At 32.6% G+C, this 13970-nt stretch carries 11 protein-coding genes and 1 pseudogene; 3 read left to right on the top strand and 9 right to left on the bottom strand.

From position 1 onward, the window contains the following. Positions 1–177: 177 nt before the first annotated feature. From rfaE1 to ACGH46_RS02775, 9 genes and pseudogenes are all read right to left on the bottom strand, one after another. Entirely contained in the window at positions 178–1656 is a 1479-nt protein-coding gene (gene rfaE1 / locus ACGH46_RS02815; RefSeq protein ID WP_411604031.1) for a D-glycero-beta-D-manno-heptose-7-phosphate kinase, read from the bottom strand. A gap of 20 nt (positions 1657–1676) precedes the next feature. Next, a complete protein-coding gene (locus tag ACGH46_RS02810; RefSeq protein ID WP_411604028.1) occupies positions 1677–2888 on the bottom strand; it encodes a glycosyltransferase family 9 protein in 1212 nt (403 codons plus the stop codon). A gap of 250 nt (positions 2889–3138) precedes the next feature. Further along, positions 3139–4332 (bottom strand): glycosyltransferase family 9 protein, encoded by a 1194-nt coding sequence (locus ACGH46_RS02805; protein WP_267351280.1) that lies wholly within the window; start codon positions 4330–4332, stop codon positions 3139–3141. Between the two features lie 867 nt (positions 4333–5199). Beyond that, the gene (locus ACGH46_RS02800; protein WP_411604026.1) at positions 5200–6315 is read right to left on the bottom strand and encodes a glycosyltransferase family 9 protein; all 1116 of its coding nucleotides are present in this window, start codon (positions 6313–6315) and stop codon (positions 5200–5202) included. Between the two features lie 101 nt (positions 6316–6416). Continuing rightward, positions 6417–7319: pseudogene (locus ACGH46_RS02795) on the bottom strand (sigma 54-interacting transcriptional regulator); the annotation flags it as partial. A 319-nt stretch (positions 7320–7638) separates the two neighbouring features. Next, entirely contained in the window at positions 7639–8685 is a 1047-nt protein-coding gene (gene nagZ, locus ACGH46_RS02790; RefSeq protein ID WP_411604023.1) for a beta-N-acetylhexosaminidase, read from the bottom strand. Then, entirely contained in the window at positions 8685–9308 is a 624-nt protein-coding gene (locus ACGH46_RS02785; RefSeq protein WP_411604020.1) for a hypothetical protein, read from the bottom strand. Before ACGH46_RS02785 ends, nagZ begins: the two co-directional genes overlap by 1 nt. A gap of 6 nt (positions 9309–9314) precedes the next feature. Then, positions 9315–9662: an HIT domain-containing protein gene (locus ACGH46_RS02780; protein WP_267361157.1), complete on the bottom strand. Its 348-nt coding sequence runs from the start codon at positions 9660–9662 to the stop codon at positions 9315–9317. 150 nt (positions 9663–9812) lie between these two features. Then, positions 9813–10619, bottom strand: coding sequence for a sulfite exporter TauE/SafE family protein (locus ACGH46_RS02775; RefSeq protein ID WP_411604017.1), 807 nt, complete (start codon positions 10617–10619; stop codon positions 9813–9815). A 261-nt stretch (positions 10620–10880) separates the two neighbouring features. Here ACGH46_RS02775 and ACGH46_RS02770 point away from each other — a divergent pair, with 261 nt between their 5' ends. The 3 genes from ACGH46_RS02770 to ACGH46_RS02760 all read left to right on the top strand — a co-directional run bounded on the left by ACGH46_RS02770 (position 10881) and on the right by ACGH46_RS02760 (position 13492). Continuing rightward, positions 10881–11300 carry an OsmC family protein gene (locus ACGH46_RS02770; protein ID WP_267361153.1) on the top strand — a complete coding sequence of 140 codons (420 nt, stop codon included), beginning with the start codon at positions 10881–10883 and terminating at the stop codon, positions 11298–11300. Positions 11301–11407: 107 nt separating this feature from the next. Further along, entirely contained in the window at positions 11408–12763 is a 1356-nt protein-coding gene (locus ACGH46_RS02765; protein ID WP_411604014.1) for an APC family permease, read from the top strand. Positions 12764–12865: 102 nt separating this feature from the next. Then, on the top strand, positions 12866–13492 hold the full coding sequence (locus ACGH46_RS02760; protein ID WP_411604011.1) for a LysE/ArgO family amino acid transporter: 627 nt from the start codon (positions 12866–12868) through the stop codon (positions 13490–13492). The last annotated feature ends 478 nt before the right edge of the window (positions 13493–13970 follow it).

Below are 13970 nucleotides of genomic sequence, written 5' to 3'. Positions count from 1 at the left end.
CAAAATAATAGGTATTATACTACAAATAACGATGTCTCGTTAGTTTAATAAATGCTTAAAAGAGTCTTAGTTAATTATTCCTACAATAAAACTTCGTTCATTTAAAATAGAATAGAATCTTCGCATCAAAAAAAATGCATATCTGCTCGATATGCATTTAGATCACCCAATCGTCGATTATTTTTTACATTTAGCGACTAACTGAGAGGTTGAATAACCTTCTATACGTTCAAGAATAATGGCCTCGCCACCATAACTGACTACTTTTTGCGCTTCAGGCCAATTATCAATGGTGTAGCCTTCTTTCGCAATCACATCAGGTCGAAGTTCTTCCACAATATGGCACGCATTATCTTCACTAAATACGATGACATAATCAACAAATTCGAGTGAAGCCAGTAACGTGGCTCGAGTGTTTTGATCTTGAATAGGTCTATCAGCACCTTTATATTTTTTTATCGAATCGTCTGAGTTCACTCCCACAATGAGAATATCACAAACATTTTTAGCTTGTTGCAAAGAACTTAAATGCCCTAAATGTAACAAATCAAAACAGCCATTTGTAAATCCAATTTTTTTACCTTGTTTTTTTAATTCATCAATAATTGGCTTAACATCGGATAAACTGATAATTTTATTTGTTCGAGTACACTTAATTTCACATTTTTTTGTCGTTAATTTTGCTTTTAACTCATTAAAAGAAACAGTGGCTGTGCCTAATTTTCCAACCACAATTCCAGATGCAATATTGGCTAATTGCATCGCTTCGGCAATTGGAGCTTTTGCACCTAAAGCAATACCTAATGTGGCTAAAGAGGTATCTCCCGCACCAGAAACATCGAAAACTTCTTTAGCTTCTGTTGGTATTTTGACAATGAAATTTTTATTTTCACATGAAATATAAGCCATTCCATATTCACTTAAGGTCACAATAATATTTTTAATACCATATTGTTTTAAGAAAATATCAGCACCTTGTTTCAATTCATCATCAAATTGTGGACTATCAGGATTGAGTTTAATACCTGTTGCATCAAAAAATTCTTTGATATTTGGCTTAATTAATGTCGCACCACGATACTTAGAATAATCATTACCTTTTGGATCAACAATAACTGGAATATTAAACTTATTACAAAGATTAATAATCATCTGAGTGGTTTCTTGATTAAAAATACCTTTATTGTAATCCGATAACAAAACAATATCGGTCATCTTAATGGCTTGCTTGACTAACTTAGAAAATTTAGGGAGTAATTCAGGTACAAACGGAAGTAGCTTTTCAGCATCAGCACGAAGTAAATGATTATGATTAGCGATGAATCGTGTTTTGATAATAGTTGGATGATTTTTCAATCGATAAAGATGACTATGGCTTCCTGCATTTTTTAAAAGTGAAGTAACAAGCTTACCGTTTGTGTCTAAACCAACAAATCCTAAAAAAGTAGGTTTACAGCCAAGAGACGCTAAATTTGCCGCCACATTACCTGCCCCACCTAACATTACCTCTTCATGATCCAATCTGAAAATGGGTACGGGTGCTTCAGGAGAAATCCGCTCTACCGTTCCATACAAAAAACGATCCAACATAATATCCCCAATGACCGTTACTTTAGTATTTCTAAATCTATCAAGGTAAGAATAAAATTGATTCATATTAATATTTCCAGTTTATGCTATTTCAATATTTTTTTAATTTCTTCGAAAATCGAATTTGGTTTGATACTTTTCATACAGATATGATTGTTGTTTTTATTGATACAATATGATGCCCATTTATTATTTATCCATTCGCATGTTAAAGGACACGCACTGGAAGAAATATTGACATTATCTGAATAACCATAAAAGTCTGCAGAAGTCGGACCAAAAATCACGACTGAAACACCACCTTCTAAAGACTTTCTTAAATGAACCATTCCACCTTCTCCGTCAATATGTAACATGGAATTTTTCAAAATAGCTTTCAACTGATTTAACGTCGTTTTTCCAACTAAGTTTAAATCCGTACCTTTAATTAACTGACATCTATCTGTCGATACACCTAATTGAACAATTTTGTATTCTGGAAACGCTGTTTTTATCAGCGTGACTAATTCATCATAGTATTCAAGCGGATATAATTTTGTGGATTCACTTTGAGGATTTGTCCCATCCACCCCACGATTAAGCGTAATAAACTTTGTATCGGCTAATTTTAGATCTTTTAAAACTTTTTCATCATCAGATAGTGCTGGTAAAAATTTATAATTATTGCGATCAATATTTAAAAAACCATAAATATCTGGTTGTTGCAATCTATTTTGATTATTGATTATAGAATACTGAATACTTAATGAGTCAATTTTAGGTGGATCGTACACAATTTTACCATTTATTCGATAAAATTCTTCATACAATTTAACCAATTTTTTTAATTTCAAATTTACATTTGACGGGAGTAAAACTAAATTATTTTTAACTATTAGTGGAAAACGATCTATTTTAAAATCAAGTAAGTAAGCTACTCGATCTTGATTCCACTCATCTTTATGATAGATATTAAAAACTGATTCCCCAATCAATTCTTTAACTAATTTGGTATTCTTTACGAAAATATCGATAGTTTTAATTTCATCTTTCAAATAATCTAAGAGATAACTACAGTAATTAAGATTAATTAAGATATCACCGATTCCCCCTGTAATGAAAAAAGATAAACGATCTAAGCGATATTCAATTTCATAGGGTTCATTAGTAATCGGATCAAATTTTTGCTTGTTTGATTTAAAGTCAAAAAGTTTACACAAATTCCACCACAACAATTTGATTGCAGCTTTTTTATACTTATTGGAATAAAGTGATTTATATTTGTTAACTTTTTGCTGTAATTTATCAAAATAGTTCATAATTGATTTCTTATTTACTCATATAGTTTCAATATTAAAATATATTTACATTAACCTAGCTTTTGGGCGGGGTATTATACCCTAAAATAAAGGAAAATTTTTAGAAAAATTTCTAATAATTAAAATTATTTTTATAGCAAAAAAACTGAATAAATAAGTAATTATATTTATAACTTGAGTAAACAATCGTGTTATTTAACTATGCTAGTTTAGTCTTTGACCTTTCCAATAAAGCGACTATTGATAATAATTAATTTATACTTTCATCATGCTTTAAAAATTTTTTGACTTGTTCAAAAACAAAATTTGTATCTATAGATTTCATGCAGATATGGTTGTTGAGACTATTGATGCAAGTTTTTGCCCATGTTTCATTTAACCATTCGCAACTAAATGGGCAAGCTTTAGAAGCAATATTAATATTGTCAGCATATCCATAAAAATCGGCAGAGGTAGGCCCAAAAATCACGACAGATACCCCACCATTTAAAGCCTTTCTTAAATGTACCATTCCCCCTTCACTATCAATATGTAGTACAGAATGCTTAAGTAATACTTTAAGGGCGTCTAATGAAGTTTCGCCAACCAAGTTTATATCAACATTATCAATCAGTTGACATCGATCGGTTGATGCGCCTAATTGAACAATTTTATAATTTGGATAATTGATTTTAATAAGATTCACTAAAGCATTATAATTGTGTAAGCTCCACAGTTTAGTGGACTCAATCACATTACCTTGATTATCAACACCCCTGTTGATAGTGATATATTTACCTGGCTTGAGCCTTAAATTGTTTAATATTCGGTTTTCGTGAAATATTTTAGGGGTATACTTAAAATTACGACTAATATTTAATAAATTAGCTATATCAGGTTGTTGTATTCTTTTATGTCCATTGATAAGCGAAAACTGATTAGTCATGCCGTCCATAAAAGGTAAGTAATCAAAAAAACGGGTATTTTTCTTGTAAAAATCTTTGTAAACGTCAATAAGTTTAAGCAATTTTTTATTTTTGGAATGCTTTGAATAAATGAGATTATTTTCTAAAATTTGTGGGTATCTAACTAATCCTATTTTCAACAGATATTTATCATTTATTGGCTCTAAAACGGGAAAAATATTAAATTCAGCCCCACCATCTAAAGATTTCACCATACCAGCATTATTAACAAAAATATCGATAATAATGTTGTTAGGCTTTAAATATTCTCGTAAATAACAAGCGTAATTAAAACCAATTAAAATATCACCAATACCCCCTGATAAAATTAGGGCTATTTTATTTAGATTTTTCTTAGATATTTTATCTTTACTGGTTTTTAAACTAATTATTTGAACAATGTTCCACCAAATTAATTTAAGCGCAATTTTCTTATCATTAACTTTGTATTTTGTTTTATATTTATTAACTTTTCTCTGTAACTCTTTAAGATAACTCATAATTAATATTACCCCATGTATTAATTTGAATTTTTCCAGCCATTACAATTCGTAATTTAATAAACGCTATCAATTAAATGGGTTGCTACATTACATGCTTACATTAGAACGTTAAAAGCATTGACAATTTACTGCTTTTCTAACTTTCTAATCACTATATTACGTACTATTTTGCAATTGGGTTGAAACATTCAATTATTCGTTTGGTAAAATTAGCTAATATTTTAGTTAAAGGTTTGATATATTTTAATCACGCAAAAAAAGGGATACAGATCATACAAGTGCCATTTATCACAAAGCTGATCCCATTTTTCTATACTGTATCGTGTAACATTATAATATAACGTTTAAAGTGAGCTTATCAATCATATGTCAAATAACATCAGTCATGATTAAACACCAAAATCAGTCTTCAAAGCACAACCAAACTTGGAATTTTCTAATGTTATTTAGTTTATAGCCAATTATTCAAAACAAAATGCCTTTATTTCAATTATAATTTTTAATTCAACATTCTGTATTTTTTTATGCCAATCAATAGAAATCACACTCTACTAAAGATTTTTAGATTATTTCACGACACAACGATTTTATTGACTCTTAATACTTAAATTTTATTACAGTGTTATATTTAATAATTGATAACTGGTCAACATTATTTTTATAAAAAAGTTAACTAATAATTCCAAACTCAATATTGGATGGCGGTAAGTTTATACTATTAGTCACTGAATTGGGAATGAAAGTTGGTAAATATTGATTTTTGAAGTTCGTTTGTATAAAAATTGATTCATTTACTTAACAATTTCAACCAACATGACCTAAATTTAAACGATTATCGATAGCGTAAATTATCCTACGCTTAAATTACACCAAAGGTCTGAAACTTTTTAATGTTTCTTTAATCTGTTCGATAATCAATTGGATATCTAATTCAGCAATCGGATCACCTGCCTTTGTAATCTTGTTTTGTTGTGTAAATAAAAGTTTAGCGTTCGTGCCGATAGGTGCCCATACTTTATTCAGATTAAAACCAGCATTAAAACGATTATTATAAACCGCTATCAATGGTTTATTATAAGTTGATGCAACATGCACAACTGATGTATCCACACTAATGACTAAATGACATAGCGAAACAAGCGCTGATGCCACAATAAAAGATGGATTTCTATTGAGATGAATATTCGGTAATTCATCAATAGCACAAATTTGCTTCTGTTCCCCCACAATAATGGTAGTACAATTTTTTTGTTGTGATAGAAAAGCGTTAATTCTTTTTATTTGTTCATGTGAAAAACTTTTCGTTTCAGACGATCCAAACGGATTAAAAACAATAATAAATTTATCCGATCCATTACACTCTTCGTCAATAAACTTTTTGGCTGTTAATAATTCATCATGATAAATATTGAGATGATATTGAACACAATTATAACTAATTTTCAGAAGATCTAGAATTTTACAGCTTCGTTGAGTGATATGAGCGTTCACCTCGTTAAAAACAATTGAAGTATCATATTGTAAGAATTTAGATTGATTAAACCCTATGGTATGCGTCGGGTCAAAAGATGAGATAAGTTCAACTCTTCTAAGACTATTATCACCTTCATCATAAAGATCAATGGCAAGATCTATCTTGATATTTTTTTCGGTTTTGCAAAATTTTTTTATCTCTTTTTTATTAAAAAAGTAAGCATTATCGACTTCAATAAAACCATTAAATAAAAAGCTTAACCGTTCATCCACAACAACATTCACTTGATAATTTTTCTGTCTTAATTCATTAATAAGAAAAGAAGCAACGATTGCATCACCAATACCAAAATCGCACATGACTATTAATAATGAGTGATATTTTTCAGCATCAAAAATGGTTTGATTTAATTTTCGTTTGTTAAGTTGATTTGTTTTAAGATTATTCTTAATCTTTTTAATTAGAAAATTTCTATATCGATTAAGGCGTTTGAAGCATTCAATCATTCTTTATTGTCTCGTCAGTTTTCCATAATAAATAGTTCAACAATTTTGTCTTATAAAACAAATCAATCGTTATTTTTCAATTGGATTTTTTTCAAAATTAATCATCGATTCATACCATAATCCCGTAATTTATTGGCGATTGCCGTATGTGATACGCCTAACCGTTTCGCCAGTTTACGGGAACTTGGATATTTATCGTATAACTGTAATAAAATCTCTTTTTCAAACTGTTTGGTCATTTCATCTAATGTTTTATTTTCGATATTATCAATGCTAGATATTCTTGATGAAGTTTGCACTGGTAACTCAATATCATTGACGGTCAATTTAGTTGATGTCAACTGAGATAGAGCGCAATACAGAATATTTTTTAGTTGTCTTACATTCCCTGGCCATGAGTAGCGGGCTAAATAGTCAAAAACTTCATTATCGACATAAGGAGCAGGTATGCCTTGTTTATCGGCAAATTCATTGACAAACATCATGGTTAGCGGAGCAATGTCTTCTTTGCGTTCGCGTAATGAAGGAAGATGTAATGAAAGCACATTGAGCCGATAATAGAGATCTTTTCTAAATTTTCCTTGTTCGACTAAATCGGCTAAATCAACTTTTGTGGCACAAATAATACGTACATCAACATACACCTCGTTATCATCACCAACCCGACGAAAATAGCCATCATTAATGAAACGTAATAACTTGGTCTGCATTTGAAAAGACATTTCATCAATACCATCAAGTAGAACCGATCCTCCATTAGCCTGTTCAAAAAAACCTTTTTTACTTTCTATTACCCCTGGGTAAGCCCCTGCAGCATGACCGTAAAGTTCGCTTTCAACCACTTCATCTGGCATTGCAGCACAATTTAACGCTAGAAAAGTTTGCTCCCCTCGAGGACTGTATTGATGACAGGCATAAGCAAGCAGATCTTTACCAGTACCTGTTTCTCCCGAGATTAATAACGGTTCACGTTGCATCGAAAACGCTTTAGCTTGGGCAATTAATTTTTGCATGGCATTACTTTGGGTCGCAAAAATGTCAAAAGCCTGACTTGCCACAACATGAATTTTGGATAATCTTTTTTTAAGATATTCTATAGGTTGGATAATAAAAATAGTTTTTGATGTTTCATTAACTTTTTGCAACAGATAATACTGTGCATTAAGTACAATAATAGTATCATCTAGCTCATCAACACCTTGCGTCTTATCCAGATGAAATATTGCCTGATAGTCAAAAGGTTGTTGTAACGTTAACAAAGTCGATGAAAGTAACGCTTTAGCCTTGTCATTATATGCTATCAGTCGTTTATTATGATCAATTTCAAGGATGGCTATTTGCATTATAATCCGCCCATTTTTCGTTTAGTTTCATCAAATTATTATATCGATTTTGCCAATCAGCTGTTTTGATTAAATCGTCATAGCTAATTTTGTTTTTTGTTAACAGCGATTGCGCTTTGGTTGATCTAAGGGAGTGTTGTTTATCTAAACTTTCCAATTGTTCTAAAATTGCAAAAGTTCCTTGACGGTTATTACACGCTAACAACAGATCACAACCTGCTGCTAATGCATTTTTTGCTCGCTCAGCATAATTTCCCATGACAGAAGCACCTTCCATCGATAAATCATCCGAGAAAATGACACCATCAAAATGTAATTGTTGACGAAGCACTGTTTTAAGCCAATAGTTTGAACCGCTCGCTGGTTTATCATCAAACGCTGGATAGATAACATGCGCAGGCATAATTGCATCAAGTTTTTTATCAGCAATTAATCTGGAAAATATCTGCATATCATGTTCAATTAATGATTGATTGCGATGATCAACTGGCGTTTCTTTATGAGAATCAGCAATAACATGACCATGCCCCGGAAAATGTTTACCGGTTGTTTTCATTCCAGCACTATGCATACCATCAATCATTGCTGATGCAATTTGGTATGCGATATCGACATCTTGATGAAACGAACGTGAGCCGATAGCCAAACATTCATGACCTAAATCCAATACGGGCGCATAACTCAAATCAATATCAAAGGCAATTAGTTCCATTGCTAACAACCAACCGGCATCAAAAGCTAAGGATTTTGCTTGTTCAATATCATTCAGCAACGCATACGATTGTGCAGGGGGAATTAATGTAAAACCTTGTCTAAAACGCTGAACTCGTCCCCCTTCATGATCCACTGAAATTAATAATCGTTCTGGGGATACTGAACGAATCTCTTTTATTAATTCTGATAATTGTTCTACATTCTGAAAATTACGGCTAAATAAAATGACGCCCGCAACTAAAGGATTTTGTAACAGCGTTTGATCTTCTTTGGTTAAGGTCGTCCCCTCAAAATCAATTAATAGCGGTCCCATTACTCATTTGCCTCAGTTTGATTATTATCAGTTTGCGTCTTTGGCTGAGCAAAATCTTTTGAAGCTACTCTCTCTAAAATTTCACCATTTTGGGTAGAAAGTAATTCTATTGAAAGATCAGCATCTGTGCCATTATCATCATTAGGTAATTGATAAAGTGTGGTAAACAATACATATTGCGCATTTATTGATTTAGCTAACCCAATCATTTTTCCTCGAGACACAAATTTATCATCTGAACCAATACCGATTGCTTGTTTAGCTTGATTAATTGATTGCTTATTAACAACTGAAAAAATGGGTTGCTTACTCATTAACTGGTGTAGCGCTTCATCAATTTGATTATTTGCGACAAATTCACCTGTGCGATTTTGTATATCACTAATTAATAATACTCTATTGCCTTCAGGGATTGATGAGGATTGTAGTATTTTAGTAATAAATGGCGATAAAATACTTCGCCAATCTGTTTTTTTAACAATTTGCGGCGGAGTTTCAATAATGCCTATTGGTGAATTGTCAATTGGAGGAGTATCGACTGTTTTTTTAGAATCAAGAAGATGACACCCGACCAATAAACTGACAAATGCAATAAATGCTAATAACCTTATAATTTTTATCATATTAAATTAACCTATTAATCGCCCCAAATTTTTTCCACCTAATAAATGCATATGAATATGAAAGACTTCTTGTCCCGCATCTTTATTACAATTCATGATTAATCGATAACCACTTTCATCAATTCCTTCTTGTTTAGCAATGTTAGCGGCCACAATCATCATATGTCCAAGTAACTGTTCATCTTGTTCAGTCACATGATTAACAGTTGGAATAAGTTTGTTTGGAATGATTAAAATGTGAGTGGGGGCTTGCGGTGAGATATCTCGAAAAGCGGTCACTTTATCATCTTGAAATACGATATCTGCAGGAATTTCATGTCGGATAATTTTACTAAAAATAGTTTCTTCTGCCATTATATTTTCCTTATATAAAACCCGATAAAAGTTAAATTAGAGAAAGCATAACATATTTTTATTATAAAAGTGTATAGATAACGTTACAATTTACAGAAACAAAAAATCTAAACTAAATTGTTTACCATTTCAAAAAAACAGAGTATAACGCTAAGAAATCATTAATTTTAATGCTAATACCAGTAAGAACATCCCAAACAACTTAATCAGTTTATCCACTGAAATTCTTTGTGCAATTAATACGCCCACTTTTGCCATAGGAATACTAGCTAGCATAATGGCTAATACAGCAGGAACATAAACAAAACCAACGCAATATTTTGGTAAAGGCATGACATGCCAACCAGAAATGATGTAACCTATCGTGCCAGCTATGGCAACCGGTAGCGTAAAAGCCGCTGATGTGCCGATTGCTTTACGCATACCAATACCGCATTTTTTTAGAAAAGGCACGACTAATACGCCTCCACCTACGCCAACTAAAGCGGCAAAAAGACCAATAACACCGCCCATTGCGATATAAATACTAGTATTCAACTTTACCACTTTAGTAGCGTGATTGTGCGCAACTTGACGGGTTTTAAAAACAAATTGACTACCAACATAAATCATGAAAATGACAAAAATCCATTTTAACAAAACACCCGGTATCAAAGGCGTAATGTAGGATCCTCCGATAGTACCAATAATACAACCTAAAACCATTCTTTTTAAAATAGACCACTCGATATTGTGGTTTTTATTATGCATCCAGCTTGAAGACAAACTCGTCCCAATGATTGTTGCTAAAGATGTGGCTATAGCGATATGGTTTGTCCAAACACTATTAACGGTAAAGTGGTTGAGTGTAAAAATTAGCGCTGGCACAATCAAAGCGCCCCCACCGATACCAAACATGCCGGCTAACAGACCTGCTGCCGCCCCAATGCAAAGAAACAGAATAAATTCTAGTATCATAAAGCATCCTTTTGTTTTAGTAGCTAACATTAAAATCGAGATCATAAATTCAGATTTTAAATAATATTTCAAATAATCATTTGGTTATACATCGAAATTGTACGGTTTTACAGGGTTAATATTTGACAGACCACCTAAGTTTAACATGACAATGTATTCGGTCATGATCAAATAGTGACAGATGACAAAAAATCGCTTATTTTAATAGAAAATCAATGAATAAAATAAATTTCTAAAAATTAAAATGGTAAGGAGTACATCATGAAAGATCGATTAAAATGGGTTGATGAATTTTGTTTTATGGGCGAAACAGCAAGCGGTCATGCCTTAATCATGGATGGCGGTATTGAACACGGCGGTCGCAATCGAGGTGCTCGTCCAATGGAACTATTACTGCATGGTGCTGCTGGTTGCATGGCTTATGATATTGTCGCTATTTTAAAAACAGCTAAAAAAGATATACGGGATCTGTGGATTGATATCGATAAAACTCAAGCTGATTCTTCCCCTAAAGTTTACACCTCGATTAACTTTCATATTGTCGTCACAGGTAAGAATATTGACAACGAAGCCGTCGAAAAAGCCATAAAACTTGCATCTGAAAAATATTGTAGTGCCTCAATTATGTTAGGTAAAACAGCCAAAATGAGTTACACCTATGAAATAAGAGAGCACCATTAATCGTATAGATCGAAAAGTTATATATAAATAACAAGTTGATCTTAGCTGTATAACCATTCATCCATTAACATATTGAATGTAGGCTTTGATTTTATATGAGAATGGTTATGCCGCAGTTAACAAAGAGTATGCGATTTCGAGATCTGGTCATTCTTGGATTGCTTTTTATTGGACCCGCAGCCCCAGTTGGATTATTTGGGGTATTAGATGCAACGAGTAATGGCGCCACTGCGTTAGTGTGTATAGTAGCGACATTAGTTATGGGGTTTACGGCATATTCTTATGCCAGAATGGCAAATGCGTTACCCCATGCTGGATCGGTGTATGCTTACTGTTCAGCGGGAATTCATCCTCATGCTGGTTTTTTAGTCGGTTGGTTATTATTGCTTGATTATTTGTTTATTCCAGCTGTAGCTTATTTATTTAGTGGAATATCCCTTAATGCCCTCATGCCTGATATTCCTGTTTGGCTATGGACAGGTTTAGCGGTTATTGTGACAACAGCACTCAATTTAATAGGGATTAAAAAATCGATTAATATCACTTTAGTTATATTAATTCTGGAAGTTTTAATTTTATTAGCGATTTTAACTGTAGGAATTTGGGTATTATTAACAAGTGATATTGAACGAGACTGGTTAAGACCATTTACAGGGGGACAATTATTTACTTGGGAAAAATTATTTACAGCGGTATCCATTGCCGTGTTATCGTATTTAGGTTTCGACGCCATCGCAACTTTTTCTGAAGAAAATCGAGGTGAACGCAATTTAGTCAGTCAAGCTATCCTAACTTGTTTATTCATAGCTGGGTTACTGTTTGTTATTCAAATTTATGTCGGTTCATTACTCAGTCCCTACTCTCCCGAATATCTGCAAACGCATACAGAATTACAAGGAAAAGCCTTTTACAATATTGTTAGCCAAGAGATAAGTCTATGGATTGGATGGGCGTTAGGTTTAATGAAAGCAATAGGTGCATCATTTGCTGCCATGGTCGGACAAGCTGCTTCAAGCCGTTTACTGTTTAGTATGGGTCGAGATAAACGCTTACCTGCAATGTTTGCAAAGGTCGGTAAGCAAAGCGGTGTACCTACTATCGCAATTTTATTTGCAGCAATTTTTAATTTAGCCTTGGCAGCGATTGCAGCAATCAGTCCAAAAGGATTGCCAACTTTAATTTCATTTGTTGATGTTGGTGCACTCACTGCATTTATTATGTTACATCTTTCAGTGATCGGCTATTTCAAGTTTAAAAAACAGAATTTCAACTATGGGATTTCATCTTTTATATTTGATATATGCTTGCCTATTATCGGTATCTTGGTCTTAATACCGGTATTACTGCATATTGATAATCAAGCCAAAATAGTGGGGATTATATGGTTAACGATAGGCATTGTTGTTTTGATTTTTAATCAAGGAAAATGCCAATTAACGGCATTCACTAAAGCGAATATATAACCTAATCAACTTTAATTTATATCAACGATGCTATAGTGTATTGAATAATAGAATGGAATATATCAAAATAACAATTAAATACATTTAAAGGATTATTACACTATGTTGGCGGAAATATTACGGGGAGCAATGATCTCCGGTAGTCTTATTATTGCTATAGGCGCACAAAATCTATTTGTACTAAAGCAAGGTTTATTAAAAAATCATATATTCTTTGTATCAGCTATCTGTTTTATATGTGATTTTACCTTAATGTCTATTGGCATCATGGGAGTCGGAACATTTATTAGTGCCAATCCTTTAATTACCAATATCCTTGCCATTTTAGGGGCACTTTTTTTAATATGGTATGGATTTAACGCATTAAAAAGTGCGATTAAAGGCACAAGTAGTATGCAAATTGAATCTCAAGATACAAAAAATAATAGTTTACTTAAAGTCATACTTACGACTTTGGCTGTGACGTTACTCAATCCACACGTTTATTTAGATACGGTTGTTATTGTTGGGGGAATTGCAGGCACGTTAACCAGTGAGCAGAAAATAGCATTTCTAATTGGTGCTGTTTGTGTTTCATTTATCTGGTTTTTTGGTATTGGCTACGGCGCCAGACTTTTAACCCCCCTATTCAAACAAAAAAGAATGTGGATCATTTTAGATTGCTTGGTCGGTTTGGTGATGTTTTATATCGCTTATCGATTAATTATGTATGTTTACCAAGGTATTTAATTGACTTAAACCATTAATATACCATTATTGACCAACAAGATCGTTTCAACACTTGTGATCACTATGATGATTGCAAGTTTAGTTGAAATATTTGTAAATCTCGTCAAATTTTATTAACCAACCTGATTAATCCAACCTTTTTAATCTATAGCATAGTGGTCTTTCATTTTAAACAATGACTATGTTTGTATTGAAAACCTGCACTTATGCGTTTTATTACCTAAATACCTGCAAAATTAAAATCTTTAGCTTATTTTGTTGTTTAGATTAGTGGATTGATAATAAATTCAAATGAAATTTACATATTATGCATGTCAAATTCGTTCCAGACGAATTTGTCGAACGCTTGCGTTCTCATCGCTTAGGTTTACTTAAATTTGTCTTGTTAATTATGTTGAAAAACGATGAAAGAAAGTGGTGGGTCGTGAGCTTGATTATTCGGCACTTCGTGTGCCTCACCCCTTCGGGGGCCAACACT

Origin of the sequence: Gilliamella sp. CG22 (assembly GCF_046635725.1) — a bacterium.
GTDB classification, from domain to species: Bacteria; Pseudomonadota; Gammaproteobacteria; order Enterobacterales; family Orbaceae; genus Gilliamella; species Gilliamella apicola_I.
Note: the sequence above shows the minus strand (reverse complement) of the source record. Positions and strands in the feature narration are given on the sequence as shown.

What these genes read in the sequence shown, in the direction of transcription:
- ACGH46_RS02810 (WP_411604028.1), bottom strand. Translation starts at nt 2,888, where the DNA reads ATGAACTATTTTGATAAATTACAGCAAAAAGTTAACAAATATAAATCA.
- ACGH46_RS02775 (WP_411604017.1), bottom strand. Translation starts at nt 10,619, where the DNA reads ATGATACTAGAATTTATTCTGTTTCTTTGCATTGGGGCGGCAGCAGGT.
- ACGH46_RS02805 (WP_267351280.1), bottom strand. Translation starts at nt 4,332, where the DNA reads ATGAGTTATCTTAAAGAGTTACAGAGAAAAGTTAATAAATATAAAACA.
- ACGH46_RS02765 (WP_411604014.1), top strand. Translation starts at nt 11,408, where the DNA reads ATGCCGCAGTTAACAAAGAGTATGCGATTTCGAGATCTGGTCATTCTT.
- rfaE1 (WP_411604031.1), bottom strand. Translation starts at nt 1,656, where the DNA reads ATGAATCAATTTTATTCTTACCTTGATAGATTTAGAAATACTAAAGTA.
- ACGH46_RS02770 (WP_267361153.1), top strand. Translation starts at nt 10,881, where the DNA reads ATGAAAGATCGATTAAAATGGGTTGATGAATTTTGTTTTATGGGCGAA.
- ACGH46_RS02760 (WP_411604011.1), top strand. Translation starts at nt 12,866, where the DNA reads ATGTTGGCGGAAATATTACGGGGAGCAATGATCTCCGGTAGTCTTATT.
- ACGH46_RS02780 (WP_267361157.1), bottom strand. Translation starts at nt 9,662, where the DNA reads ATGGCAGAAGAAACTATTTTTAGTAAAATTATCCGACATGAAATTCCT.
- ACGH46_RS02800 (WP_411604026.1), bottom strand. Translation starts at nt 6,315, where the DNA reads ATGATTGAATGCTTCAAACGCCTTAATCGATATAGAAATTTTCTAATT.
- nagZ (WP_411604023.1), bottom strand. Translation starts at nt 8,685, where the DNA reads ATGGGACCGCTATTAATTGATTTTGAGGGGACGACCTTAACCAAAGAA.
- ACGH46_RS02785 (WP_411604020.1), bottom strand. Translation starts at nt 9,308, where the DNA reads ATGATAAAAATTATAAGGTTATTAGCATTTATTGCATTTGTCAGTTTA.